The 25,823-nt window shown below is 73.0% G+C and carries 25 protein-coding genes; 19 read left to right on the forward strand and 6 right to left on the reverse strand.

Features of this window, described 5'->3' with window-relative positions; translation table 11 throughout:
• Positions 1-63: 63 nt before the first annotated feature.
• A complete protein-coding gene (locus ACWGPF_RS00005) occupies positions 64-1,410 on the forward strand; it encodes a copper amine oxidase (protein WP_452330855.1) in 1,347 nt (448 codons plus the stop codon).
• A gap of 20 nt (positions 1,411-1,430) precedes the next feature.
• Here ACWGPF_RS00005 and ACWGPF_RS00010 read toward each other — a convergent pair whose 3' ends face one another.
• Positions 1,431-1,841: a hypothetical protein gene (locus ACWGPF_RS00010; RefSeq protein ID WP_452330856.1), complete on the reverse strand. Its 411-nt coding sequence runs from the start codon at positions 1,839-1,841 to the stop codon at positions 1,431-1,433.
• Positions 1,842-2,007: 166 nt separating this feature from the next.
• On the opposite strand from ACWGPF_RS00010, the gene ACWGPF_RS00015 reads away from it, so the two are divergent.
• The 5 genes from ACWGPF_RS00015 (at position 2,008) to ACWGPF_RS00035 (ending at position 3,374) form a co-directional block, all read left to right on the forward strand.
• Positions 2,008-2,211, forward strand: a complete 204-nt coding sequence (locus tag ACWGPF_RS00015) for a helix-turn-helix domain-containing protein (protein ID WP_345439985.1) — start codon at positions 2,008-2,010, stop codon at positions 2,209-2,211.
• 121 nt (positions 2,212-2,332) lie between these two features.
• Positions 2,333-2,431, forward strand: a complete 99-nt coding sequence (locus tag ACWGPF_RS00020) for a 30S ribosomal protein bS22 (protein WP_003792170.1) — start codon at positions 2,333-2,335, stop codon at positions 2,429-2,431.
• Between the two features lie 70 nt (positions 2,432-2,501).
• On the forward strand, positions 2,502-2,795 hold the full coding sequence (locus ACWGPF_RS00025) for a rhodanese-like domain-containing protein (protein WP_452330857.1): 294 nt from the start codon (positions 2,502-2,504) through the stop codon (positions 2,793-2,795).
• A 5-nt stretch (positions 2,796-2,800) separates the two neighbouring features.
• Positions 2,801-3,055 carry a glutaredoxin family protein gene (locus ACWGPF_RS00030; protein WP_452330858.1) on the forward strand — a complete coding sequence of 85 codons (255 nt, stop codon included), beginning with the start codon at positions 2,801-2,803 and terminating at the stop codon, positions 3,053-3,055.
• Positions 3,056-3,071: 16 nt separating this feature from the next.
• Positions 3,072-3,374, forward strand: a complete 303-nt coding sequence (locus tag ACWGPF_RS00035; RefSeq protein WP_452330859.1) for a Dabb family protein — start codon at positions 3,072-3,074, stop codon at positions 3,372-3,374.
• 57 nt (positions 3,375-3,431) lie between these two features.
• Here the strand turns inward: ACWGPF_RS00035 and aspS are convergent, their stop codons facing one another.
• Entirely contained in the window at positions 3,432-5,204 is a 1,773-nt protein-coding gene (gene aspS / locus ACWGPF_RS00040; RefSeq protein ID WP_452330860.1) for an aspartate--tRNA ligase, read from the reverse strand.
• A gap of 164 nt (positions 5,205-5,368) precedes the next feature.
• On the opposite strand from aspS, the gene ACWGPF_RS00045 reads away from it, so the two are divergent.
• The 9 genes from ACWGPF_RS00045 (at position 5,369) to ACWGPF_RS00085 (ending at position 13,694) form a co-directional block, all read left to right on the forward strand.
• Complete coding sequence (locus ACWGPF_RS00045) at positions 5,369-6,067, forward strand: DedA family protein (RefSeq protein WP_452330861.1); 699 nt, start codon at positions 5,369-5,371, stop codon at positions 6,065-6,067.
• A gap of 18 nt (positions 6,068-6,085) precedes the next feature.
• A complete protein-coding gene (locus ACWGPF_RS00050) occupies positions 6,086-6,715 on the forward strand; it encodes a histidine phosphatase family protein (protein ID WP_452330862.1) in 630 nt (209 codons plus the stop codon).
• 128 nt (positions 6,716-6,843) lie between these two features.
• Positions 6,844-7,395 carry a KdsC family phosphatase gene (locus ACWGPF_RS00055; protein WP_452330863.1) on the forward strand — a complete coding sequence of 184 codons (552 nt, stop codon included), beginning with the start codon at positions 6,844-6,846 and terminating at the stop codon, positions 7,393-7,395.
• Positions 7,392-8,270, forward strand: coding sequence for an N-acetylneuraminate synthase family protein (locus ACWGPF_RS00060; RefSeq protein WP_452330864.1), 879 nt, complete (start codon positions 7,392-7,394; stop codon positions 8,268-8,270). The genes ACWGPF_RS00055 and ACWGPF_RS00060 overlap by 4 nt, the downstream gene beginning before the upstream one ends.
• Positions 8,271-8,323: 53 nt before the next feature.
• Positions 8,324-8,965 carry a TlpA family protein disulfide reductase gene (locus ACWGPF_RS00065; protein ID WP_452330865.1) on the forward strand — a complete coding sequence of 214 codons (642 nt, stop codon included), beginning with the start codon at positions 8,324-8,326 and terminating at the stop codon, positions 8,963-8,965.
• A 19-nt stretch (positions 8,966-8,984) separates the two neighbouring features.
• Complete coding sequence (locus tag ACWGPF_RS00070) at positions 8,985-9,755, forward strand: cytochrome c biogenesis CcdA family protein (RefSeq protein WP_452330866.1); 771 nt, start codon at positions 8,985-8,987, stop codon at positions 9,753-9,755.
• On the forward strand, positions 9,752-11,440 hold the full coding sequence (resB, locus tag ACWGPF_RS00075; protein ID WP_452330867.1) for a cytochrome c biogenesis protein ResB: 1,689 nt from the start codon (positions 9,752-9,754) through the stop codon (positions 11,438-11,440). The genes ACWGPF_RS00070 and resB overlap by 4 nt, the downstream gene beginning before the upstream one ends.
• Before the next feature lie 37 nt (positions 11,441-11,477).
• On the forward strand, positions 11,478-12,467 hold the full coding sequence (gene ccsB / locus ACWGPF_RS00080) for a c-type cytochrome biogenesis protein CcsB (protein ID WP_452330868.1): 990 nt from the start codon (positions 11,478-11,480) through the stop codon (positions 12,465-12,467).
• A 54-nt stretch (positions 12,468-12,521) separates the two neighbouring features.
• Entirely contained in the window at positions 12,522-13,694 is a 1,173-nt protein-coding gene (locus ACWGPF_RS00085; RefSeq protein ID WP_452330869.1) for an acyltransferase family protein, read from the forward strand.
• Here the strand turns inward: ACWGPF_RS00085 and ACWGPF_RS00090 are convergent.
• Positions 13,639-15,069, reverse strand: a complete 1,431-nt coding sequence (locus ACWGPF_RS00090) for a glycosyltransferase (RefSeq protein WP_452330870.1) — start codon at positions 15,067-15,069, stop codon at positions 13,639-13,641. The genes ACWGPF_RS00085 and ACWGPF_RS00090 overlap by 56 nt on opposite strands.
• Positions 15,070-15,171: 102 nt before the next feature.
• Here ACWGPF_RS00090 and ACWGPF_RS00095 point away from each other — a divergent pair, with 102 nt between their 5' ends.
• Genes ACWGPF_RS00095 through ACWGPF_RS00105 form a run of 3 tightly spaced genes read left to right on the forward strand, consistent with a single transcriptional unit; the run spans position 15,172 to position 18,997 of the window.
• Complete coding sequence (locus tag ACWGPF_RS00095; RefSeq protein WP_452330871.1) at positions 15,172-15,948, forward strand: DeoR/GlpR family DNA-binding transcription regulator; 777 nt, start codon at positions 15,172-15,174, stop codon at positions 15,946-15,948.
• Positions 15,945-16,931, forward strand: a complete 987-nt coding sequence (locus tag ACWGPF_RS00100) for a 1-phosphofructokinase family hexose kinase (protein WP_452330872.1) — start codon at positions 15,945-15,947, stop codon at positions 16,929-16,931. The genes ACWGPF_RS00095 and ACWGPF_RS00100 overlap by 4 nt, the downstream gene beginning before the upstream one ends.
• A 41-nt stretch (positions 16,932-16,972) precedes the next feature.
• On the forward strand, positions 16,973-18,997 hold the full coding sequence (locus ACWGPF_RS00105; RefSeq protein WP_452330873.1) for a PTS fructose transporter subunit IIABC: 2,025 nt from the start codon (positions 16,973-16,975) through the stop codon (positions 18,995-18,997).
• A 280-nt stretch (positions 18,998-19,277) separates the two neighbouring features.
• Here the strand turns inward: ACWGPF_RS00105 and ACWGPF_RS00110 are convergent, their stop codons facing one another.
• The 3 genes from ACWGPF_RS00110 to ACWGPF_RS00120 are packed head-to-tail and all read right to left on the reverse strand — an operon-like array spanning position 19,278 to position 25,016.
• Positions 19,278-19,721, reverse strand: a complete 444-nt coding sequence (locus ACWGPF_RS00110; RefSeq protein ID WP_452330874.1) for a YdeI/OmpD-associated family protein — start codon at positions 19,719-19,721, stop codon at positions 19,278-19,280.
• Between the two features lie 58 nt (positions 19,722-19,779).
• Positions 19,780-22,236: a YhgE/Pip family protein gene (locus ACWGPF_RS00115; protein ID WP_452330875.1), complete on the reverse strand. Its 2,457-nt coding sequence runs from the start codon at positions 22,234-22,236 to the stop codon at positions 19,780-19,782.
• Complete coding sequence (locus ACWGPF_RS00120) at positions 22,233-25,016, reverse strand: efflux RND transporter permease subunit (RefSeq protein WP_452330876.1); 2,784 nt, start codon at positions 25,014-25,016, stop codon at positions 22,233-22,235. Before ACWGPF_RS00120 ends, ACWGPF_RS00115 begins: the two co-directional genes overlap by 4 nt.
• A gap of 136 nt (positions 25,017-25,152) precedes the next feature.
• Here ACWGPF_RS00120 and ACWGPF_RS00125 point away from each other — a divergent pair, with 136 nt between their 5' ends.
• Positions 25,153-25,779, forward strand: a complete 627-nt coding sequence (locus tag ACWGPF_RS00125) for a TetR/AcrR family transcriptional regulator (RefSeq protein ID WP_345440021.1) — start codon at positions 25,153-25,155, stop codon at positions 25,777-25,779.
• Positions 25,780-25,823 lie beyond the last annotated feature (44 nt).

Here is a 25,823-nt window from a genome sequence, read left to right on the forward strand (position 1 = left end):
CCCAGGAGACGGGGCCGCCGCTGGCGTGCGGGGCGGAGGAGGGTGTCTGTGAGAATCGAGGGCATGATGCGGGGCCGGATCGCAGCGGGGATGGTCGTGCTCGTCGCCGGAGGCGCGCTCGCCGCATGCACGGCGGCGCCGACCGGTGAGGAAGGACCGCCTCAGGCGACGACGGACGACTGCGAGAGCGGTGCGCCGATCGCGCAGGCCTTCGACAACGGGTCGGAATGGGCCATGTGCTGGGGCGTCGACCCCGACCGGGGGCTCGTGCTGTCGGACATCCGCTTCACCCCCGCGGGCGGCGAGTCGGTGCTCGTCGCCGAGGAGATCGCGATCGCCCAGCTCGAGGTGCCCTACGACTCCGGCGAGAACACGACCTACGACATCACGTCGGCGGGCTTCGGCGGCACGAAGATGCAGACGCTCACCGAGACCGAGTGCACGGGCGAGCGGGTGGCCGCCGACATCCCCGACATCGGCGACGGCACATACGGCGAGGTCAAGAACCGCGAGGTGCTGTGCGCGGAGGTCGTCGACGGCGGTCTCGGCTACCGTTCGGGCGACTTCGGCGAGGTCGTCGCCGAGCGTCGCGAGGACTGGCAGCTCTCCACCATCTCGAAGGTGGGATGGTACGAGTACGTCACGCAGTACGTGTTCGGCTCCGACGGGGTCATCCGATCGGATCTCGGCGCGACGGGAGACATCTCGCCCATCGACTTCAGCGACCACGAGCACGGATCCGCCGTGGGGGAGGGCGACTCGGCGTACGCGACGAGCCACTCCCACAACGCGGTCTGGCGCATCCACTGGGCGCTCGACGCCCCCGGCGCCCTCGCCGTCGAGCAGTACGACGCCGAGGACACGGGGGAGATGGGCGCGCAGTCGCCCGTCGTCGAGGGCACGCTCGAGCGGATCGACCACCCCGCGACGGCGGTGTGGGAGGACAGGCGCTGGTGGCGCGTGCTCGCGCCCGACGTGCTCAACGACGACGGCCATCCGATCTCGTACGAGATCGAGCTCGGCCGGAGCGACACCTTCTCCTTCACGAGCGATCGGCTCGAGCACGGTGGCGGTGCCGCGTACGACGTGGCGTTCACGAACGACGATCCGTGCCAGCTGCTCGCGTCGCGCAACAGCCTCACCTCCGACTGCGGGCGCAGCGTGCACGAGTACATCGAGGACACCGCGGACGACCAGCTGGCCGACGTCGTGTCGTGGGTCGCGGTGGGCTTCCACCACGTGGTGCGCGACGAGGACCAGTCGCCCATGGACATGCACTGGCAGGGGTTCGCGCTGCGTCCGCGCGACCTCACCGCACAGCGCGTGGCCGTGCCGGAGGAGCGCGAGGACCTCAACGGCGAGCTCGAGGGCGATCGCGCGGACTGGTATCAGCTCGACGACGACGGCTGAGCCGGCGGTCGGGGCGGACCTCAGCTGTCCGTGCCGTCTGTCGTGGTTCCCTCGGTCGTGCTGTCGTCGGGGACCGTCCCGTCGGGCATCTCGGGCGGTGTGCCGCCCTGGAACCCCTGGCCGCCCTGCCCGCCCGGGAACGTGCCGTCGCCCGGGAAGCCGCTCTGGCTCGCGGTTCCCGCCATGCCCGCGCCGACCGCGACGCCGCCGCCGAAGGCGAGCCCCAACGCGATGAGGGCGCCTGCGACGATGCCGACGATCTTCAGGATGCGGCGCCTCCTGCGCGGCTGCTCGGGCGCCGGTTCGCCCGCCTCGGCGCCGTACGGCTGCCCCGGGGCGGGCTGGGTGTACGGGCGCTGGGCGTAGGCGGGCTGGGCGTACGGGGGCGCGTCGTACGCGGGCGCCGCGGATTCGGAGGTCGGAGTCGTCATGCGCCCACTCTCGTGCGCGTCGTGAGGGGAAGGGCATGGATAGGCCATGAGGCCGCTATGAGCGCGCATGACCGGACTCCCCATCCGCCACATGGGTCCCTCAGGTTTACACCGGTCGCCGCCAGCCCCTAGAGTTGGGGGGATCACAGGGAAGGGTCGTGGGGGAATGGCAGAACTGCCCGACGTGCGGTTTCTCACGGTCGCCGAAGTCGCCGACATCATGCGCGTCTCGAAGATGACCGTCTACCGGCTCGTCCACTCCGGCGAGCTCCCCGCCGTGCGCTTCGGGCGCAGCTACCGGGTACCGGAGTCCGCCGTGACGGCCATGCTCGAGGTGCCCGCCGACCGCCCCGTCGCCGACGCGGGCTGACGGGCTGGACCCATCCGGCGATGAGCTAGAATGCTCTGAGGCACTTTTCGTGGTGCCCGTTCCCGGACGGCAGCGACGCGCGTCGCCGGGCCGTCCAACCCCTGACATTAGTGAGGTTCCCGTGGGTTCTGTCATCAAGAAGCGCCGCAAGCGCATGGCGAAGAAGAAGCACCGCAAGCTGCTTCGCAAGACGCGCCACCAGCGCCGCAACAAGAAGTAAGCGGCTTCCCTCTCACGCCGGCCCGTTGCCAACGGGTCGGCGTTTGCGGTTTCACGGGATACTTGAGGACATGAACGAGATCTCGGTCCAGGAGCTCCGCACGCGCGACGGCGTGCCCCTCATCGACGTGCGCGAGGCGCACGAGTTCGCGGCCGGTCGCGTCCCGGGCGCCGTGAACATCCCGATGTCGGAGCTCGGCGCGCGTCTGGACGAGCTCCCCGCTGAGGCCTTCGACGTCATCTGCGAGATCGGCGGACGCTCAGCCCGCGTCGTCGAGGCGCTCTCGGCGCGCGGTTACGAGGCGACCAACGTCGCCGGCGGCACGAGCGCGTGGCGCGAGGCCGGCTTCGACGTCGAGGCCTGACAGGGATGACCCGGCTCACCCTCATCGGAAAGCCCGACTGCCACCTGTGCGACGTCGCGCGCGAGGTCGTCGACCAGGTGGTCGCCGACCTCCCCGACGAGACGGCCGACGGCGTCGAGGTCGTCGAGCTGTCGATCGCGGACGACCCCGCCCTCCACGCCGAATGGTGGGAGAAGATCCCCGTCGTCCTCATCGACGGCCGGCTTCACGGCCACTGGCGCGTCTCACCCGAGCGGCTCCGCGCCGCCCTGCTCCCCTGACCCGAAAGGCACCCTCATGGCCATCCGCCACATCGTCCTGTTCCAGCTCGCCGCAGCCGACGACGCCGTGCGCGCGGCGCATGCCGCGGAGGCGAAGCGCCGCCTCGAGGGCCTCGTCGGCGTCGTGCCGGGGCTCGAGTCGCTGACCGTGTCGTCGAACGCCGCGTTCCACGGCACCAACTACGACATCGTGCTCGACTCGGTGTTCCCCGACGTCGCCGCGCTGGAGGCCTACCAGGTGCACCCCGCGCACGTCGAGGTCGCCGACTACATCGGCACCATCCGCAGCGCCCGCGCCGGGATCGACATCGAGATCTGAGTCACCCCGCAGATGCGAGAACGCCCCCGCCTCGGCGCGGGCGTTCTCGCATCGGGCTCAGGCCTCGTCGTCCTCGGGGACGAAGTCGACGCCCGCCTCGGCGCGCTGCTCCGGCGTGATCGGGGCGGGTGCGGCCGTGAGCGGGTCGTAGCCGCTGCCGACCTTGGGGAACGCGATGACCTCGCGGATCGAGGTCGCACCGGCGAGCAGGGAGACGACGCGGTCCCAGCCGAACGCGATGCCGCCGTGCGGCGGCGCGCCGAACTGGAAGGCGTCGAGCAGGAAGCCGAACTTCTCCTGCGCCTCGTCGGGGCCGATGCCCATGACCTCGAACACCCGCTCCTGCACGGCGCGCTGGTGGATTCGGATCGAGCCGCCGCCGATCTCGTTGCCGTTGCAGACGATGTCGTAGGCGTAGGCGAGAGCGTCGCCCGGAGCGTCCTCGAAGCGGTCGATCCATTCGGGCTTGGGCGACGTGAAGGCGTGGTGCACGGCCGTCCAGGCGGAGTGGCCGAGGTCGACGTCGTCGTCCTCGCCCGTCGGCTTGAACAGCGGCGCGTCGACGACCCACACGAACGACCAGGCGTTCTCGTCGATCTGGCCCGTGCGCTTGGCGATCTCGACACGCGCGGCGCCGAGCAGCGCGCGCGCCTCGCCCGTGCGGCCGGCCGCGAAGAACACCGCGTCGCCGGGCTGCGCGCCCGTCGCGGCCGCCAGGCCCGCGCGCTCGGCGTCGGAGAGGTTCTTCGCGACGGGGCCGCCGAGCTCGCCGTCCTCGCCGAACGTGACGTAGGCGAGGCCCTTCGCGCCGCGCGACTTCGCCCAGTCCTGCCACGCGTCGAACTGACGGCGGGGGAGCGAGGCGCCGCCCGGGTGCACGACCGAGCCGACGTACTCCTGCTGGAACACGCGGAACGTCGTGTCGGCGAAGAACTCCGCCAGCTCGACGATGGCGTTGCCGAACCGCAGGTCGGGCTTGTCGGAGCCGTAGAGGCGCATGGCGTCGGCGAACGTGATCCGCTCGATGGGCCGCGGGATCTCGACGTCGATGAGCTGCCACAGCGCCGCGACGATCTCCTCGCCGAGCGCGATGACGTCCTCCTGGTCGACGAAGCTCGCCTCGATGTCGAGCTGCGTGAACTCGGGCTGGCGGTCGGCGCGGAAGTCCTCGTCGCGGTAGCAGCGGGCGATCTGGTAGTACCGCTCGATGCCGCCCACCTGCAGCAGCTGCTTGAACAGTTGCGGCGACTGCGGAAGGGCGTACCAGCTGCCGGGGCTGAGCCGCGCCGGCACGAGGAAGTCGCGCGCGCCCTCCGGCGTCGAGCGGGTGAGCGTCGGCGTCTCGACCTCGACGAAGTCGTGGCCCTCGAGCACGCGGCGTGCGGCGGCGGAGGCCTTCGAGCGCAGGCGCATTGCGGCGGCGGGCGCCGGACGGCGCAGGTCGAGGTAGCGGTGCTTGTAGCGCGCGTCCTCGCCGACGGTCTCCGTGCCGTCGAGCGCCGTCGACACCTGGAACGGCAGCGGCGCTGACTCGTTGAGCACCTCGACCTCGGTCGCGATGACCTCGATGTCGCCCGTCGCGAGGTTGGCGTTGGCGTTGCCCTCGGGTCGCTGCGACACCTCGCCCGTGACCTTCAGAACGAACTCGCTGCGCAGCGGGTGCGCCGTCTCCTCGTCGCGGATGACCACCTGGGCGATGCCGGACGCATCGCGCAGATCGATGAAGGCGACGCCTCCGTGATCGCGACGGCGGTCGACCCAGCCCGTGAGGGTGACGGTCTGACCGATGTGCTCGGCTCGCAGGGAGCCGGCCGTATGAGTGCGGAGCACGGGGGATCCTCCTGAAGGGGAAAGGGAACCGCACCATTCTACGGGCGCGCCGTGCGGCACCCGCCCAGGGCCATCCGATCGACCGCGCACAGGAATCCCCGATCCTCGACCGATATCTTCGAGACCACGAGCACCCCCGCCGCATACGACGGAAAGGCACCTCCATGACGACGACCGAGATCGCGGCCGCCGCCGATCAGGGCTCCTGGCTCTCCACCCTCGTGGACGCCGTGGTGGGGCTCATGGACGTGATCGGGCCGTACGGCGCCGGCGTCGCCATCGCCGCGGAGAACCTCTTCCCGCCGCTGCCGAGCGAGGCCATCCTCCCCATGGCGGGCCTCGCCGCGAGCCGCGGGTCGTTCGCGCTGTGGGAGGCCATCCTCTGGACCACCGTCGGCTCGCTGCTCGGAGCCCTGCTGCTCTACGGCATCGGGGCGTGGTTCGGCGTCGATCGCCTCCGCCGTATCGCCGCGAGGCTGCCGCTCGTCGACGCGAAGGACGTCGACCGCACGGTCGCCTGGTTCGAGAAGCACGGCGGCAAGGCCGTGTTCTTCGGGCGCTTCGTCCCCATCTTCCGCAGCCTCATCTCGATCCCGGCCGGTGTGGTGCGCATGCCGCTGTGGCGGTTCGCGCTCCTCACGACGCTCGGGAGCCTCATCTGGAACACGGCGTTCATCCTCGTCGGGTGGTACCTCGGCGAGGCCTGGCACATCGTCGAGCAGTACATGGACGTCGTGCAGAACGTCGTCATCGTCGGTGTCGTGGCCGCCGTGGGATGGTTCGTCGTCGTGCGCGTGCGGGCGCAGCGCGCCGATCGCCGCGCCGAGCAGGCCGGTGCGGCGGAGGCCCCCGCCGCCGACTGACACGGGTAGCGTGGGGGCGTGCCAGCCGAACGACTCCACCTCGTCCGCCACGGCGAGGTCTTCAATCCGCTGCGTGTGCTCTACGAGCGCATCCCCGGCTTCCGGCTGAGCGACGACGGCAGGCGGATGGCCCGCGCGGCCGCCGAGCACGTCAGGGCCCTCGACCGCCCCGTGTCGTCGCTCGTGTGCTCGCCGCTCGAACGCACACGCGAGTCGGCCGAGCCGTTCTCCGAGCTCTTCGACCTCGAGCCCGTGCCCGACGACCGCGTGATCGAGCCGTGGAACTCCTTCGCCGGCAAGCGGATGAGCCGCGCGGTGCTCGTCCCCGGCAACTGGTGGCTGCTGCGCAACCCCTCCCGGCCGAGCTGGGGCGAGCCGTACCGGCAGGTCGCCGACCGCGTCGGCGCCGCGATGGATGACGCCTGGGATGCGGCTGACGGGGGCGACGTCGTCGTCGTCACGCATCAGGCGCCGATCTGGATCACGCACCTCGCCGTCGCCGGTCTGCCGCTGCAGCACGACCCGCGCACGCGCCGCTGCGCGCTCTCCAGCGTGACGTCGTTCGAGCGGAAGGGCGATGTGTGGCGCGAGGTCGACTACGCCGAGCCCGCGCCCACGACGGGCGCCGTCGACGTCGGCGCCGTCTGACGCCGTTCACCCGGCGGCCCCCTGCGGGACCGCCGACCTTCACCGCCGGGCCCTCGCCCGTACCCCCGCCGTTCACATGAGCCGCCGACCGTAGAAGGCCAGCGGGAGGCGCCCGCGGCGGAGGTCATGTGAGCGGTTCGGACGGACGGGCGATCCACGCCCGCGCGGTGGTCACCGACTTCGACGGCGTCCACACCGACGACACCGCCCTCGTCGACGCCGACGGCCGCGAGCTCGTGCGGGTCAGCCGCTCCGACGGCATGGGAGTCGCGCTGCTGCGTCGCGCGGGCATCCCCTTCCTCATCCTCTCCACGGAGACCGACGGCGTCGTGTCGGCCCGCGCGAGGAAGCTCCGCGTCGACGTGCGCCAGGGGCTCGACGACAAGGCCGCGGTGCTGCGCGAGTGGGCGGACGGGCAGGGCGTCCCGCTCGCCGACGTCGCGTACCTCGGCAACGACGTCAACGACCTCGCCTGCCTCGCGATCGTGGGATGGCCCGTGGCCGTGCCGGGGTCGCATCCCGATGTGCTCGGCGCCGCGCGCATCGTCCTCGACCGGGCGGGCGGCGACGGGGCCGTCCGCGAACTGGCGGAGCGCGTCCTGCGTTCGCGCGCCGGCGGCGCTCTCGCGGGAGCCGGCGCATCCACCCCGTCCTCATCATCCTCGGAGGAGAACCCATGACGGTCACGATCGGCACGCGCACGCTCGGCGCGGAGCATCCCACCTACGTCATCGCGGAGATCGGCCTCAACCACAACGGCTCGGTCGACATCGCGAAGGAGCTCGTCGACGTCGCCGCGGCGGCGGGCGCGGACGCCGTCAAGTTCCAGAAGCGCACGCCCGAGATCTCGACCCCCGCGCACATGCGCGACGTCCCGCGCGAGACGCCGTGGGGCACGATGACCTACCTCGAGTACCGGTACCGCGTGGAGTTCGGCCGCGACGAGTACCGGGAGATCGGCGCGCACGCGAACGCGCTCGGCCTCGACTGGTTCGCCTCGCCGTGGGACGAGCCGTCGGTCGCCTTCCTCGAGGACCTCGACGTCGTCGCGCACAAGGTCGCGTCGGCGAGCCTCACCGATGACGGCCTGCTGACCGCCCTGCGCGACACGGGCAAGCCGGTCATCCTCTCCACGGGCATGTCGACGATGGAGCAGATCGACCGCGCCGTCGACCTGCTCGGCACCGAGCGGCTCGTGCTGCTCCACGCGACCTCGACCTACCCGCTGCCGCTCGACGAGGCGAACCTGCGCATGATCCCGACGCTGCAGCAGCGCTTCGTCGACGTGCCGGTGGGGTACTCGGGGCACGAGACCGGGCTCGCGCTCTCGCTCGCGGCGGTCGCCCTCGGCGCCGTCGCGGTCGAACGCCACATCACGCTCGATCGCGGCATGTGGGGGTCGGACCACGCCGCGTCGATCGAACCGCAGGAGCTCGCCGCCCTCGTGGCGGGCATCCGCGAGATCGAGCCAGCGCTCGGCGACGGCGTGAAGCGCGTCTTCCCGGGTGAGCTCGCCCCCATGGCGAAGCTGCGCCGCGTGGGGGCCGCGGTCTGACGCTCCCGCGCCATACAGCATCGACCCAGGTGGCGCAAAGGCGCGAACGTAGGATGGGGGCTGTGCGAAAGCCCGCCGCAGCCCCCGTCTCCCGCGCCCCTCGGACGCGCCGTGCGCTCGCGGCGGCAGCGGTCGTCGCGCTCGGCGCCGGTCTCGCCGCCTGCGCCGCAGATCCCGTCGCCGAGGCGTATGCGAACGGCACGAACCAGGGCTACATCCCGAGCGACTTCCGCGTGAAGGAGATCCCCGAGGGCGAGCGCGGCGAGCCCGTCGAGTGGGCGGGCGTCACGGAGGACGGCGACGAGCTCACGAGCGACGACGTCGCGGGCGACGTCACGGTCGTGAACTTCTGGTACGCCGCGTGCGGCCCGTGCCGCGTCGAGGCGGCCGACCTCGAGGCGGTCTGGCAGGAGTACGAGGGCGAGGGCGTGTCGTTCGTGGGCGTCAACACCTACGACCAGGCCGACACCGCGAAGGCGTTCGCCGAGCAGTGGGGCGTGACCTACCCCAGCCTCATCGACATCGACGACGGGCGCGCCAAGCTCGCCTTCGCGGGAGCCACGTCGATCGCGGCGACGCCGACGACCCTCGTGCTCGACGCGGAGGGGCGCATCGCCGCCGTGCTCATCGGCCAGCTCGAGGGCGCGTCGATCCTCTCCACGCTCGTGGCCGACACGCTCGCGGAGTCGGCGTGACGCCCGCGGGCGCGGCGTCGTGAGCCTCGACGCCGTCGTCTTCGGCGGGGCGCTGTGGCTCGCGATCCCCATCGCGATGCTCGCAGGGCTCGTCTCGTTCGTCTCGCCGTGCGTGCTGCCGCTCATCCCGGGCTACCTCGGCTTCATCGGCGGCGCCGTCGCGCCGCGCGGAGGGGCGGATGGCGCGGTGCCGGGGGGCTCGCGCGGCCGGCTCGTGGGCGGCACGCTCCTCTTCATCGCCGGGTTCACGCTCGTCTTCGTCTCGATCATCGTGCTCGGCGGCCTCGCGGGAGGCGCCATGGCGCGCTTCAGCGTGCTCTACGGCGACCTCGTCACGCGCATCCTCGGCGTCGTCGTCATCGTGATGGGCGTCGTCTTCCTCGGGTTCCTCGGCTTCGCGCAGCGGATCGCGCGCCCCCAGGTCAAGAGCGGCCTCGGCCTCGTCGGCGCACCGCTGCTCGGCATCGCGCTGGGCCTCGGATGGGCGCCGTGCATCGGCCCCACGCTCACCGCCATCATGTCGATCGCGTTCCTGCAGGGCGACGGATGGCGTGCCGGCGTGCTGGGGCTCGCCTATTCGCTCGGGCTCGGCATCCCGTTCCTCCTCGTCGCGCTCGGCTTCGGCTGGGCCACGCGCTCCACGGCGTTCCTGCGCCGGCACATCCGCGCCGTCAACATCGTCGGCGGCGCGCTCCTCATCGTCCTCGGCCTCCTCATGGTCACGGGCGTGTGGACCGACATCATGTCGCGTCTCGGCGCGCTCTTCGGCACGATCGAGGCGCCGCTGTGACCGCCGACCGGAAGGGCACCGTGACCGACACGCGCGACGGCAGCGAGCCGCTGCGGCCATCCGACCACGTCGACGGCGACGAGCAGATCACGCAGCCGACGCTGGGCCTCACCGGGTGGCTGCGGTGGGGATGGCGTCAGCTGACGAGCATGCGCACGGCGCTCGTGCTGCTGCTCCTCCTCGCGATCGCCGCCGTGCCCGGCTCGATCTTCCCGCAGCGGATGGCGAACCCCAACGGCGTCACGCAGTGGGAGAGCGAGAACCCCGACCTCTTCCCCGTGCTCGATGCGCTGCAGCTGTTCGACGTGTACCAGTCGGCGTGGTTCTCGGCGGTCTACATCCTGCTGTTCGTCTCGCTCATCGGGTGCATCCTGCCGCGCACGAAGCACCACTGGAAGGCGCTCCGCACGCGACCGCCGCGGACGCCGGCCCGGCTGACGCGCCTCGACGACTTCCGCGAGGAGCGCGTCGACGCGGAGGACGCCGACGCCGAGGCCGCGCACGCGGTCGATCTCGCCGCGGCGCAGCTGAGATCCCAGGGGTACCGCATCGAGCGCTACGACGGCCGGGGGTCGTACTCCGTCTCGGCCGAGCGCGGCTACCTCCGCGAGACCGGCAACCTCGTCTTCCACGCCGCGCTCGTCGGCGTTCTGCTCACGGTCGGCATCGGCGGCGGCTTCGCGTACACGGGGCAGCGCGTCGTCGTGGAGGGCACGACGTTCGTCAACACCCTCCTCGACTACTCGTCGATGAACAGGGGCCGCTTCGTCTCCGAGACGGCGCTGTCGCCCTACGCCATGAAGCTCGACTCGTTCGACGTCAGCTACGTCGAGTACGGCGCGGCGGGCTCCGGGCAGGCGGGCGACTTCTCGGCCAATGTCACGGTGACGCACACCGACGGCTCCCAGAGCGAGGAGGCCGTGGTCGTCAACCATCCGCTCCAGCTCGACGGCGACGCCATCTACCTCCTCGGAAACGGCTACGCGCCCACCATCACGGTGCGCGACGCCGACGGCGACATCGTCTTCCACGACTCGGTGCCCTTCCTGCCGCAGGACGCCGCCATGACGTCGACGGGCGTCGTGAAGGTGACCGACGGCCTTCCGGAGCAGCTCGGGATGGTCGGGTTCTTCTATCCCACCCAGGTCGCGCTCGACACGGGGGCGTTCGCCTCCGCGTACGGCGACCTGCTGAACCCCGCGCTCACGCTCAACGTCTACGCGGGCGACCTCGGCATCGACGACGGCACGCCGCGGTCGGTCTACGCGCTCGACGTCACGGGGCTCGAGCAGCTCACGGGCGGCGACACCGGCGTCGACTCGATCGAGCTCGCCCCCGGCGAGACCGCGGACCTGCCCGACGGCATGGGAACCATCACGTTCGAGGACGAGACGCCGGAGGACGCGCCGTCCGACGTCGGCTACACCGAGTCGGTCAAGCGGTTCGCGTCGCTCCAGATCCATCACGACGCCTCGGCCGTCGGCGTGCTGGTCTTCGCCGTGCTCGCGACGCTCGGCCTCCTCGTCGCGCTGTTCGTGCCGCGCCGCCGCATGTGGGTGAAGGCGACGCCGGACGGCGACGGCGTGCGCCTCGAGTACGCCGCGCTCGCCCGCGGCGAGGATCCCGCCCTCGCCGCCGCCGTCGACCAGCTGCGCGACCGGCACCGCGCGGCGATGGACTCCTGACGGCCTCCCGACCGAACCCGAAACCTAGGATGGACCCATGCAGCTCGATGCCGTGACGCTGGACACCTTCTCCGTCGTCCTCGTGTGGACGGCGGTCTCCCTCTACGTGATCGCGTTCATCGCGTACGCCGTCGACCTCGCGAACCGCTCGCAGTCGTCGCTCGTCGCGAAGGACGCGGCGCAGGCGAGGCAGCTCGCGGGCGTCGGCGCGCGCGCCGCGACGGCCACGGGCTCCGAGACGCCCGCACAGGCGAAGGCCCCGCGCTACGTGTGGGGCCGGATCGGCACGTCGATGGCGTGGCTCGGGTTCGTCTTCCACCTCGGGGCGACGGTGCTGCGCGGCGTCGCGTCGGGGCGCGTGCCATGGTCGAACATGTACGAGTTCGCCATGACGGGGACCCTCCTCATCACGGCCGTCTACCTCGGGGTGCTGTTCTGGAAGGACCTGCGCTTCCTCGGCGCCTTCATGACCGGGCTCGTCACCGTGCTGCTCGGCGCGTCGTCGATGTTCTACGTCGAGATCGTGCCGCTCATGGACCCGCTCAAGTCGATCTGGCTCGTCATCCACGTGTTCGTCGCATCGCTCGCGACGGCGTTCCTCGCGCTCGCCTTCGGCCTCTCGGTCCTGCAGCTGCTGCAGGCGCGGCGGGAGCGCCTGGCCGTGGCGGCGGAGGGAGAGGCCCCGCGGCGCAGCATGCTCCGGACCATCCCGAGCGCCGAGGCGCTCGAGGGACTCGCGTACCGGTTCGCCATCATCGGGTTCATCTTCTGGACCTTCACGCTCATCGCGGGCGCCGTGTGGGCCAACGACGCATGGGGCCGCTACTGGGGCTTCGACACCAAGGAGGTCTGGACGTTCATCATCTGGGTCCTCTACGCGGGCTACATCCACGCGCGCGCGACGCGCGGCTGGCGCGGCACGCGATCGGCGTGGCTGTCGATCGTCGGCTTCGTGGCGGTCATCTTCAACTTCACGATCGTCAACATGTTCTTCGAGGGGCTGCACGCGTACAGCGGCCTGAGCTGACGCACGTGTGAAGCCCCTGGACGCCTCCCGACCCGGTCTGCATAGGCTGGTCGGATGGCCGGGACGGGGAGACTGCACGCGCTCGACGGCGTGCGGGGCGCGGCGGCGCTCGTCGTCGTGCTCTACCACGCGAGCCTCATCGCCCAGCCCTTCGCCGACGACGGCACGGCCCGGCTCATCTGGGAGACCGCGACGGAGACGCCCCTCAAGCTCGGATTCGCGGGCACCGAGGCGGTGCAGGTGTTCTTCGTCCTGTCGGGTCTCGTCATCACGCTTCCCGCCCTCCGCGACGGGTTCTCCTGGCCCGGCTACGCGGTCTCGCGCCTCGTCCGCCTCTACCTGCCGGTGTGGGCGGCCATCCTCCTCGCCGTCCTGCTCGTCGTCGTGCTCCCTCGCGACGAGGCCGCCGTGACGGCCGACGCGTGGATCGTCAACGCGAACATCGTCTTCCCCGACTGGGAGCTCGCCCTGCGCGAGGCGACGCTGACGCCCGCGTCGTACGACACCGTGAACACGCTGTGGTCGCTGCGGTGGGAGCTGCTCTTCAGCATCCTCCTGCCCGCCTACGTGGCGATCGCCCTGCTCGTGCGGCGGTGGGCCCGGAGTGCCGCAGCGCTGTGCGTGCTCGCGATGGTCCTCGGCCGCGTCCTCGACGAGGCGCCCTTCGATCTCGACGCCCTCGTCTACCTGCCGACGTTCTTCCTCGGCTGCCTGATCGCCGTGCGCCTCGATGACATCCGGGAGTGGGCGGGGGCACGGCGGCGCCCGGTGTTCTGGGCGGCGGCCACGGCCGTATCGGCGCTCGTCCTCATCGCGGCGTGGTGGACTCGGCCCTTCGTCCCGCGCTCCACGCCGCTCGGCGACGCGCTGTGGGGGCTCGCGGGCGCGGGGGCGGCGGGCCTCATCCTCGTCGCGATCGGCTCTCCTCTCGCCGCGCGCGCGCTGTCCTCGCCGCCGCTGCGGTGGCTCGGCGAGATCTCCTTCAGCCTCTACCTCGTGCACGCGCCGCTCCTCGCGACCCTCGCGTTCGCGTGGGGCGACGCGCACTGGATGGCGGTCGCCGCCGTCGGCGTGCCCGCGAGCCTCGCGCTCGCGTGGGCGTTCTTCCGGGTCGTCGAACGGCCGGCGCACCGGGCCGCGCGCGCAGCGGGATCGCGCGCGGCCGCCGTGTTCAGCCGGTCTTCCGGCGACGGGCGCGACGCATCGCCCGCGCCCACGCGCGCGTGACGGCCTCGTCCGAGTAGGCCCGCGCTGTGCGCACGGCCGCTCGCCGCATCCGCACGCGCTCGCGCTCGGGCAGGTCACGCAGGCGCACGATGGCGCTCGCGAGGGCCTCCTCGTCGCCCGCCGGCACGAGGAAGCCGTTCTCGCCGTCGCGGATGATGTCGGCCGGCCCGTACGGCACGTCGTAGGCGATCGGCAGGCATCCCGCCGCCATGGCCTCGACGAGGACAAGCGGGAAGCCCTCCGACGTCGACGTCGAGAGGAGGAACGAGGCGCGTGCGAGCTCGGCGGAGGCATCGGGGGAGTAGCCGCGCAGCCGGACACGCTCGTCGGCGGATGCCGCGAGCGCGTCGTGCTCCTCGCCCTCGCCCCAGATGTCGAGCGAGACGTCGGCGCCTGCATCGGCGGCGGCCCGCACGGCGCGCATCGCGTGATCCACGCGCTTGCGCCGCGTCAGGCTCGCGAGCATGACGCCTCGACCCGGCTCCCTCCCCGCGGTCAGCGGCGCGGGCGGCAGATCGCGGCCGTTCGGCACCACCTCGAGCCCCGCATGCGGACCGAGCAGCGCGACGACGTCGTCGCGCTGGCGCGGGGTGAGGAGCACGACGGCGTCGAAGCCGTCGAGGTCCTCGAACACGCGGCGCCGCGACTCGCGCAGGCGGCCGTGCGGTCGACGCGTGCCGACGAGGTGGGAGGCATGCACGACGTGCATCGTCACGACATGGGGGCGGCGATACGCGATCGCCCACGGCGCGACGGTCTTGCTGTCGACGACGACGAACGAGGGCTCGCCGCTCGTCACGGCGTCGAGCCATGCGCGGTACAGGTGCGCGATGCGCCCCCACGAGCGCACAGGCGTGCCGTCCGCGCCGCACAGGACGACCGACTTGCCGCCCGGCGTGCCCCGTACGCCCACGTCGCGGCGCTCGGACAGCAGGAGCGATCCGTCGAGCCGGAAGTGATCGGTCTGCAGGATGGCGCCGTCCGGCGCGCGGCGCACGCGGCTCAGCACGCGGCCATCCCGCGTCCGCTCGTCGATGCGCTCACCGGGTGCGGGCGGCAGCGCGGAGATCGGCGTGAACGGGTGGCGATCGAGCGCCAGCGAGCCGCCGGGGAGGGAGCGGCCGCGCAGCCAGTCCCACAGGTTGACGAGCTCCACGGCCTCGGCGAGGCGCCCCGCGGCGCGGAGCCGCTCGGCGCGCGCCGGGTAGTCGGGGTCGGGGTCGAGGGTGAGGACCGAGACCGGCTCGCCGGCGAGGCGCGAGAAGGCCGCGCTCCGATGCAGCAGCGCGGACGTCATCCCTCCCGCCTCGTCGGCCACCGCCCAGGTGAGCGCGTACTGCGCGCCGGACGGGAGTCGGATACCGCGCGAGAGCATGCGGACGAGGGTAGCCGCGGCATCTGAGGGATGCACGAGCTTGACATGCTGTTGCTTTGTGTTGTTTTGAGTTGTATTCTGTGGGAATCCGAAGGAGGACGCATGTACGCGACGGAGCGCAGGGAGCTCATCGAGCAGGCACTCGCCGACGACGCGCGAGTCGCCGTCGCCGACCTGGCCGAACGGCTGAGCGTCACGACCGAGACCGTCCGGCGCGACCTCGCCGTCCTCGAGCAGGCGGGCGTACTGCGCCGCGTGCACGGCGGTGCCGTGCCCGCGGGCCGCGGCAGCCTCGCGGAGGCCGACCTGCGCGAGCGGGCAGGGCGCAGCGGAGCCGCCAAGCGCGCGATCGCGGAGCGGGCGGCCGCCGAGATCGAGGACGGCTTCGCCGGCTCGCTCCTGCTCGACGCGGGGACGACCACGGGGGCGCTCGCCGACCTGCTCCCCGCCCGGCTGGCGGGGGCCAGGGCAGAGGTCGTGACGCACGCGATCGCGCTCGCCGCCGGCCTCAGCGCCGCCGATGTCGCGCTCTCGGTCATCGGCGGGCGCGTCCGCGGCATCACGGGTGCGGCGGTCGGCGCGCGCACGGTCGACGCCATCGAGGCGCTCCGCCCCGAGATCGCGTTCATCGGGACCAACGGCCTCTCGGCCGAATTCGGTCTCAGCACGCCCGACCCCGACGAGGCAGACGTGAAGGGGGCGATCGTGCGCTCCGCGCGTCGCGTCGTCCTGCTCGCCGACGCGACGAAGTTCGGCGAGGAGTCGCTGCAGCGCTTCGCGCGCCTCGACGAGATCGACGTGCTCGTGACCGACGCCGCGCCGGAGGGGGACCTGGCCGCCGCCCTCCGCGACGCCGGTGTGGAGGTGCGGGTCGCATGATCGTCACGCTCACGGCCAACCCTGCCCTCGACCGCACCATCGCGCTGGACGCGCCCCTCGCGCCCGGCGAGGTGCAGTCGGCGTCGTCCGTGCAGGAGGACGCGGCGGGCAAGGGCGTCAACGTGGCGCGCGTGCTCGGGGCATTCGGCGCCGAGGCGCTCGCCGTGCTGCCGGTCGCCGATGACGACCCGTACCGGCGCCTGCTCCCCGTCGAGCTTCCCGTGCGGTCGGTCGCCGCGCCCGCCGCGGCCCGGGTCAACCTCGCGCTCACCGACGCCGCCGGCGAGACGACGAAGATCAACCTCGCGGGAGCCCCGCTCGGGGTCGCCGTCGTCGACGCGCTCGTCGACGCGGTCGTGCACGCCGCCGACGGCGCCGACTGGCTCGCCCTGTGCGGTTCCCTCCCCGCGGACGCCCCCGACGACCTGTACGCGCGCATCATCGCCGAGGTACGTCAGCGGGCGGCGACTCCGCCGCGCATCGCCGTCGACGCGACGGGGGCGGCGCTCGCCGCCGTCGTCTCCGCCGCCGACGCGATCGGACCCGTCGACCTCGTGAAGCCCAACGAGCAGGAGCTCGCGCAGCTCGTGGCCGACATCGTCCCCGGCGCCGATCGCGGCGCGCTGCTCGCCGAGGTGCGCGGCGACGCCGTCGGCGCATCCGCACGGCTCGCGCGCCGTATCGTGCCGATCGCGGCGCGCACCGCCCTCGTCACGCTCGGCGGCGACGGCGCCCTGCTCGTCGACGCCGACGGCACATGGCACGCCGGCATCCCCGCCGGCGTCGAGGTGCGCAGCACCGTGGGGGCGGGCGACAGCTCGCTCGCCGGCTATCTGCTCGCCGAGCTGCGCGGCGCCGACGCACCGGAGCGGCTGCGCTCCGCCGTGCGTTGCGGCTCCGCGACCGCGTCGCTCCCCGGCACGCGGCTCGCGACCCCCGCCGACCTCCCGTCCGGCGACATCCCCGTCCGCCCGCTCGTCTGAGCCGGCGGCCATCCCCCACCCGACACCCCCAGGAGGGCCCCGTGTCCACCACACCGTCCACCATCACCCCGCGGCTCGTCAGCCTCGACGCGCCGCTCGGAGACGACAAGGAAGCCGTGCTCCGCGCCCTCTCGGCGCGCTTCGTCGCCGAGGGCAGGGCCGTCGACGCCGACGTGCTCTTCGCCGCCGCGTGGGCGCGCGAGGAGACCGACGCGACGGGCCTGCCGGGCGGCATCGCCATCCCGCACGCGAAGAGCGCGACGGTGACGGCCGCCTCGCTCGCCTTCGCCCGGCTGCGCCCCGGCGTCGACTTCGGCGCCGACGACGGCCCCGCCGACATCGTGTTCATGATCGCCGCGCCCGACACGGCGGCGGAGGAGCACCTCGCCGTCTTGTCGTCGCTCGCGCGGCATCTCATGGACGAGGACTTCCTCTCCGCCCTGCGCGCCGCGTCGACGGCCGAGGAGGCCGTGGGCATCGTGCGCCGCGCCATCGGAGAGGAGGAGGCCGCGTCCGCTCCCGTCGCGGCGCCCGCTCCCGCTCCCGTCGCCGCCGACGGCCTGCGGATCGACGGACGCCCCGCGCGCATCGTCGCCGTCACGGCCTGCGCGACGGGCATCGCGCACACCTACATGGCGGCCGATGCGCTCACGGCAGCCGCCACGAAGGCCGGCGTCGAGTTCGCCGTCGAGCCGCAGGGCTCGAGCGGGTTCGACCCGTTCGCATCGCAGACCATCCGCGACGCCGACGCGGTCATCTTCGCGGTCGACGTCGACGTGCGCGAGCCGCAGCGCTTCGCGGGCAAGCCCGTCGTGCGCCGCTCGGTGAAGGCCGGCATCGAGCACGCGGGCGAGCTCATCGAGGCGGCCGTCTCCGCCGCGCAGGATCCGGCGGCCGAGCGCGTGAGCGGATCGGCCGATGCCGCATCGGCGCCCGAGCAGCGCGAGTCGGCCGGGGCGCGCGTGAAGCGCGTGCTCCTCACGGGCGTGTCGTACATGATCCCGTTCGTCGCGGGCGGCGGTCTCCTCATCGCGCTCGGCTTCCTCTTCGGAGGGTTCGACATCACCGACAACGCGGGCGAGATCGTCGTGGGCAACGCCCTGTGGAACCTGCCGGCGGGAGGGCTCCTCGAGTACCTCGGCGCCGTGTTCTTCCAGATCGGCAGCATCTCGATGGGCTTCCTCGTCGCGGCGCTCGCGGGGTACATCGCCTTCGCGATCGCCGACCGGCCCGGCATCGCGCCGGGATTCGTCGCGGGGTCCGTGGCCGTGCTCATGAGCGCGGGCTTCATCGGCGGCATCGTGGGCGGCGTGCTCGCGGGACTCGCGGCGTGGTGGCTCGGATCGCTGAGCGTCCCGCGGTGGCTGCGCGGGCTCATGCCCGTCGTCATCATCCCGCTGCTCGGGTCGATCTTCGCGTCCGGTCTGCTCATCCTGTTCCTCGGATGGCCCATCGCGGCCCTCATGTCGGCCATGACGGATGGCCTCAACGGCCTCGCCGCCTCCGGCCTCATCGTCGTCGTGGGCCTCGTGCTCGGGCTCATGATGTGCTTCGATCTCGGCGGCCCCGTCAACAAGGTCGCCTACGCGTTCGCCGTCGCGAGCCTCGGCGCCGCGTCCGAGACGAACACCGTGCCGTACCTCATCATGGCCGCCGTCATGTCGGCGGGCATGGTGCCGCCGCTCGGCATGGCGCTCGCCTCGACCATCCTCGCGCCGAAGGCGTTCACCGCGCCCGAGCGCGAGAACGGCAAGGCGGCATGGCTGCTCGGAGCGTCGTTCATCTCGGAGGGCGCGATCCCGTTCGCCGCGGCCGACCCGCTGCGCGTCATCCCCGCCTCCATGCTCGGCGGCGCCGTCACGGGTGCGCTGTCGATGGTGTTCGGCGTCGGCTCCCGTGCGCCGCACGGCGGCATCTTCGTCGCGTTCGCGATCGACCCGATCTGGGGCTTCGCCCTCTCGGTCGTCGCGGGCACGATCGTCACGGCGCTCGCGGTCGTCGTCCTCAAGACCTTCGCCCGTCGTCGCGTCGACGCCGTCGCGGAGCCGGTGCTCGCCGCCGCCTGATCCGCCGCCGCGAACTGCGACCTGGGCGAGGTGGTGTCTCGCCCGGGTGGCAGTTCGCGGCCGTTCGGGGCTGTTTCGGGGCGGGAAGTGCGACCTGGGCGAGGTGGTGTCTCGTCGGGGTTGCAGTTCGCGGCCGTTCGGGGCGGTTTCGGGGCGGGAACTGCGACCTGGGGGAGGTCGTCTCTCGCCCGGGTGGCAGTTCGCGGCCGTTCGGGGCGGTTTCGGGGCGGGAAGTGCGACCTGGGGCGAGGGGAGAGGGCGCCGGAACCGGGCGAGGTCCTCACTCCCTCAGATCGGCGAGCGCCTTCTCGAGGCGGCGGGTGCGCGTCGCCTCCTGCTTCGCCTCGGCGATCGAGCGGGCGATCTCCTTGCGGCGCGTGAACGACAGCGCCTCGAACGCCGTGCGCGCGACCCCGTCGGCCGCGAGCGCCGCGGCGAGCTCGGGCGGCACCTCCACCGTCCGCCCGGCGTCGTCGAGCGCGATCTCGACATCGACCTCGTCGCCGATCTCGACGCCGAGCTGCGCGCGGGCCGACTTGCTGAGCCCGAGCATGTTCTCGCCGCCCATCCGCGCGATGCGCAGCCGTGCCGTGGCACCGTCGATCGTGACGACGACGGGCGGGTTCTTCGCGGACCCGAGCGCCGCCACCTGCGCGTCGTCCAGGAGGATGGCCGCGGCGGGCCCGCGGGCGTGGATCGTCGTGTGCAGCGTCAGCGCGGTCATGCGCTCAGGGTAGCGCTGCGGCGGGGGCCCGGGAGGGCCTCCGCCGCTGCGCGGGCGGTCAGCCCGCGAGCACGGTCTTCGCCGATACCGTGCGCCGCGCCGTCACGGCGAGGATCGTCGCGACGAACGCCAGCACGGCCCACACCACGAGCCCCGCGACGGCGGCGCCCGCGCCGCCCGCATCGGCGATGACGGCGAGCAGCGCGTCGTACGCGGGAGCCGTCGGGAGCGCGGAGGCGAGATCGCCCAGCAGCCCGGGCGTCGTCGAGACGATGCCCGTCGCGACGGCGAGCGTCCCGACGATCGCCGACACCCAGCGTCCTGCTCCGCCGAGCACGGCGACGAGCGCCTGGTTGATCGCCGCGAACGCGACGCCGGCGAGCGCGCTGATGCCGAGCAGCGCCCAGAACTCCGCCGCCTCGTAGCCGGCGGCGATCTGCACGACGCCCGCGACGAGGGCGCCCTGCGCGAGGCCGATGAGCGCACCGGGAAGCAGCGCGCGTCCCGCGAGCGCTCCCGACGAGCGCCGCGACGTCAGCGCGCTCGCGGTGACGGGGCGCAGCGCGATGAACGTCGCGAGGCTGCCGAACCACAGCACGACCGCGACGAGCAGGGGGATGGCCGATGCGCCGAAGAGCTCCAGGTCGCCCGCGCTCGAGGTGACGGGGGAGGAGACGGCGCTCGCGAGCGAGGCGGCCTCGTCGTCGGTGTACGACGGCAGCGCGTCGACGGCCTGGCCGAGCCCGTCGCCGAGCTCCGCGGCGCCGTCGCCGAGCTGTCCGATGCCGTCGCCGAGCTCGGTCGCGCCCGTGGCGAGCTGTCCGATGCCGTCGCCGAGCTCGGTCGCGCCGTCGCCGAGCTGTCCGATGCCGGTGCCCAGGTCGGTCGCGCCCGTGGCGAGCTGTCCGATGCCGTCGCCGAGCTCCGTGGCGCCGTCGCCGAGCTGTCCGATGCCGTCGCCGAGCTCGGTCGCGCCCGTGGCGAGCTCGGTCGCGCCCGCGGCGAGCGGCGTCGTGCCGCCCTGCAGCTCGCGCGCGCCGTCGCCGAGCTGCGTCGCGCCCGTGGCGAGCTGTCCGATGCCGTCGCCCAGGTCGGATGCCCCCGTCTGGAGCCCGGTCGCGCCGGTCGCGATGTCGTCGGCTCCCGTCGCGAGCGCGCCGAGGCCCTCGTCTCCGGCGAGGGCGCCGGCACCGGCCGCCGCCTCCTGGAGCTGGCCCGCGAGCGTCGTGGTCGCCTCGGCGTCGAAGGACGACAGACCCGTCGCCGTGCCGCCCGCCGCCTGCTCCGCCTGGTCGGCGGCACCGGCCAGGGTGGAGAGCTGCGCGCAGTACTCGGCGGCGGCCCCCGAGGCGGCGCAGCCCGCGACGAGCCCGTCGAGCCCGTCGGACACGCCCGTCGTCGCCTGCGCCGCGCCGTCGGCCGCCGTGAAGAGCTCGTCGGGCACGAGCCCGCTCGCGGTGAGCGCCGCGGCGCCGCCGTCGAGCTCGGTCTGCATCTCTGCCGCTCCCGAGGCCGCCTGCCGGATGCCGTCGGCGAGCTGCGCGGCTCCCGTCGCGAGCTGGCCCGCGCCGTCCGCGAGCTGGGTCGCGCCGGTCGCGGCCTCCGTCGCGCCCGTCGCGAGCTCATCGGCTCCCGTCGCGAGCGCGCCCGCCCCGGTTCCGAGCTGTCCGATGCCGTCGGCGACCTGACCGGCGCCGTCCGACAGCTGCGTGGCGCCGTCCTGCGCGGAGCCCGCGCCGTCGGCGAGCTGGAGCGCCCCGTCCTGCGCCTGCGCCGCGCCCTCGGCGAGCTGGAGCGCGCCGTCCTGCGCCTCGCCCGCGCCATCGGCGAGCTGCACGGCGCCCTCCTGCGCCGATCCCGCGCCGTCGGCGAGCTGGAGCGCGCCGTCCTGCGCCTCGCCGGCTCCGTCGGCGAGCTGGGTCGCGCCGTCGGCCGCGTCGCCCAGCTGGTCGCCGAGCGTCGTGTAGCCGATGAAGACGTTCTCCAGTGTCGACTCCGACAGGGTCGAGCTGAGGGTCGAGGCCGCGACGGCCGCGATCTGATTCGCGATGGCGCCGTCGACGATGCGCGCGTCGGGCGCCGTCTCGACTTCGATCGTCGCCTGCGCGGGCTCGGCGTCCTCGCCGGAGAGAGACTGCGCCGACGACATCGCCGCCGCGGAGAAGTCCTCCGGGATGGTGATGACCGCCTGGTAGGTCCCGTCGGCGATGCCGTCGGCGGCGTCGTCCTCGTTCGACAGCACCCAGTCGAGGTTGCTGTCGAGGTCGTCGGCGCCCTCCACGAGGCCGGCCGCGAGCTGCCGCCCGAGCGGCACCGTCTGGCCGTCGATCTCGGTGCCGTCGTCGACGTTCACGATGGCGGCCGTCATGTTGTCGAGCTGTGCGACGGGGTCGTTGAGCGAGCCGACGAGCACGCCCCCGAGGAGCGCGGGCAGGGCGAGCACGCCGAGCACCGTGAGCCAGGTGACGGGCTTTCGGGCGTTCGCGCGCTCGATGGGGAGCGGGGAGCGGGTCATGCGGTCACCTTCTCGGGAAGCGTGTCGATGTCGGAGACGGCGGGGGCGTCGAAGCCCGCCGAGCGCAGCAGGGCGGTCGCGGCGTCGACCTCCCGTGCGGAGGCGACGACCGTGAGGGGCGTCGTCGGATCCTGGGCATGCGCGGCGTCGCGCAGGGCCGCGGCGACCTGGTCGGCCTGGGCCGCGGTGAGCGTGTCGACGCCGTCGACGACGACGAGCTGCGTGCCGCCCGCGAGCGCGGATCGGACGGCGGCCAACGGGTCGTCCGCGCCGTCGAGCAGGGCGACGCCGACGTGCCGGCGCACCCAGGCCGCGCGGCCGGGGAGCAGGTGCCCCGCCACGCGCAGGCGGCCGTCGGCCGGCGTCAGCCTCCCGGCGACGGCGAGCAGCAGGGCGCGGGAGGCCCGCGGGTCGCGGTGCGCGACGACGAGCGCCTCGCCGGGGGCGACGCGCAGCGAGACGTCCTCGACGACCCGGCGGTCGCCATCCGCGATGACGAGGCCGTCGGCCGCGACGACGGCCGTCGATCCGGGCTCCGGCCAGTCGGCGAGCGAGCGCTCGCGCTCGACCGCCTCGCCCTCGATGTCGAAGTGCGGCAGGATCCGCTCGAGCCATGCGGGCATCCACCAGGCGTGGCGCCCCAGCAGCGTCATGACGGCCGGCACGAGCGTCATCCGGATGAGGAAGGCGTCGACCGCGATGCCGACGGCGAGCGCGAGCGCGATGGGCTTGATGCTGCTGTCGCCCTCGGGGACGAACGCCGCGAAGACGGCGAACATGATGACGGCCGCCGCCGTGACGACGCGCGCGGAGGCCGCGAAGCCGCTGTGCACGGCGTCGACGGCGACCTGGTTCGTGCGCCCGAGCCGGCGGGCGGCGTGCACGAAGTCCTCCCTCATGCGCGAGACGAGGAAGACCTCGTAGTCCATCGCGAGCCCGAACAGCACGCCCATGACGATGATCGGCATGAACGCGATGACGGGTCCCGTGCGGGAGACGTGCAGGAGGTCGGCGCCCCATCCCCATTCGAAGACGGCGGCGACGACGCCGAACGCCGCGACGATCGACAGGAGGTAGCCGAGCGCGGCCTTGAGCGGCACCCAGATCGACCGGAAGACGATCATCAGCAGGATGAACGACAGGCCGACGACGAAGACGCCGAAGGGCAGCAGCGCCTCGCCGAGCCGGTCGGAGATGTCGATCGAGACCGCCGTGAAGCCCGTCACGCTGAGGTCGATGCCGAACTCGTCGAGCCACTCGTCGTGGTGGGCGCGCAGCTCGCGCACGAGCTCGCTCGTCGCCGGGTCGGATGGCCCCGTCTCCGGGATGATCTGCACGATGCCGGTGTCGGCGGTCTCGTTGGGCGTCGCGAGGGCGACCTCGGCGACGCCGTCGATCTCGGCGACGGCGTCGCCCAGGTCCTCCATGAGCCCGAGCGGGTCGTCCGAGGTGACGATCGTCCCCGTGAGGATGAGCGGGCCGTTGAAGCCCTCGCCGAAGTGCTCGCCCACGAGGTCGTAGGTCTGCCGTGCCTCGTTGTCCTCCGGCAGCACGCCGGCGTTCGGCAGGGCGAGGCCGAGCTGCGCCGACGGGATGGCCACGATGCCGAGCCCGACGGCGACGGCGATCGTCGTCACGAGCGGATGGCGCGTCACGCCCCTGACCCACCGGGTCGCGAACCCGGGGCGCGCGGCCTCCGGCGTCGTCTCGGATGCCGGCCCCGCGGAGGCGGACGCCCGCCGGCGTGAGCGCCGGGGGCGGCCGAGCGCCCGCGCGCCGACGAACCCGAGGAAGGCGGGCGTGAGGGTGACGGCGATGAGCACGGCGATCGCGACGGCGACGGCCGCGGCGATGCCCATCGTCGTGAGGAAGGGGATGTTCGCGAAGCCGAGGCCGATGAGGGCGATGAGCACCGTGACGCCCGCGAACACGACGGCGGAACCCGCCGTCCCGGTCGCGCGTGCCGCCGACTCCTCCGGGTCGACGCCCTCGCGCACCTGGTCCTGATGCCGCGCGGCGATGAAGAGCGCATAGTCGATCCCCACCGCGAGGCCCAGCATGAGCGCGAGCATGGGCGTCGTCGACGAGACCGTCGCGAACTGGGTGGCCGCGAGGATGCCGAGCATCGAGACGCCCACGCCGAGGAGGGCGACGCCGAGCGGGAGGCCCGCGAGCACGAACGAGCGGAACGTGACGATGAGCACGAGCAGCGCGATGACGACGCCGACGGCCTCGACGATCGAGAGCGCGGGGAGCTCGGTCGCGTAGAGGTCGCCGCCGAGCTCGAGCGTCGCGCCGTCGGGGAGGGCGTCGGCGAGCTCGTGCACGGCGTCGGCGAAGTCGTCCTTCGTCTCGTCGGAGATCGACGTGCTCTGCCCGGAGAACTGCACCTGCACGATGGCGGCCGTGCCGTCGTCCGAGACGAGGCCGTCGACGAGCTCGCTGTAGGGCGACGTCGTCCCCTCGATGCCGGGGAAGTCGGCGAGCTCGTCGACCTTCTCCTCGATGGGCTCGCGGTACGCGGCGTCATCGATGTCGTCGCCGTCGGCCGCGACGACGATGAACTGCGCCGCCGTGCCCGAGACCTGCGGGAAGGTGCGGCTGAGCTGCTCGAGCCCCTCCTGCGCCTCGGTGCCGGGGATGGAGAAGCTGTTCTCGAAGCCCTTGTTGAGGCCGAGCGCGCCGCCGCCCACGACGAGGAGGATGAGGAGCCACGAGCCGAGCACGCGCCAGGGGTGCCGGAACGACCATCGGCCGAGCGATGACAGCAGGGTGGACACGGATGCGCCTCCGGGAGTGAGGGGGTTTCGATACAGCGCTGTATCCGATACAAGTGTGTATCGTAATCGAGTTCGCGCGCCGCGTGGCTGAGTCCGCGGTGTGAGACGGTGGGATGTCGACGACGGGAGGACCGGGATGGCGGAGGGTGCGACCCGCAGCAGGGAGAACACGCGCGCGCGGCTGCTCGACGCCGCCGCCGAGGTGTTCGCGGAGGTGGGGCTCGGAGAGGCCTCCGTCGAGCGCATCTGCGAGCGGGCGGGGTTCACCCGCGGTGCCTTCTACTCGAACTTCGCGTCGAAGGACGAGATGTTCCTGGAGCTCGCCAAGGCCGTCGCGCGCGACCGCGTCGCGGCCGTCCGCGTCCGCGTCGCCGAGATCGACGTGGCGGAGGAGCTCGGCGTGGAGGCCGACGACGCGGCGTCGATCATCCGCGTGCTCGACGTCATCGGCGACGACCGCGTGAGCACGCTCCTCATGCACGAGATCAACATCCACGCCATGCGCGACGCCGAGTTCGCCGCCGCCTATCGCGCGCAGGACGCCGACATGCTCGACGAGGTCGTGCAGCTCATCCAGGAGATCGTCGACGACGGGGGGCTCGTGCTCCGGCTGCCCGCCCACGAGGCCGCTCGGATCATCCTCGCCGTCTGGGGCGACGTCTCCGGGCGCGCGGCCATCGCCGGGCTCGACGCCGCCGCGACGAGCGAGCTGCGCAGCATCGAGGTCGGCCGCGTCGTGCACCTCATCATCGAGAAGTGCTGACGCGCTAGGTTTCTCCCAGGGGTCCGCGTCGGCGCGGACGGGAG

The sequence above is a fragment of the Microbacterium sp. NPDC055683 genome (assembly GCF_053617895.1).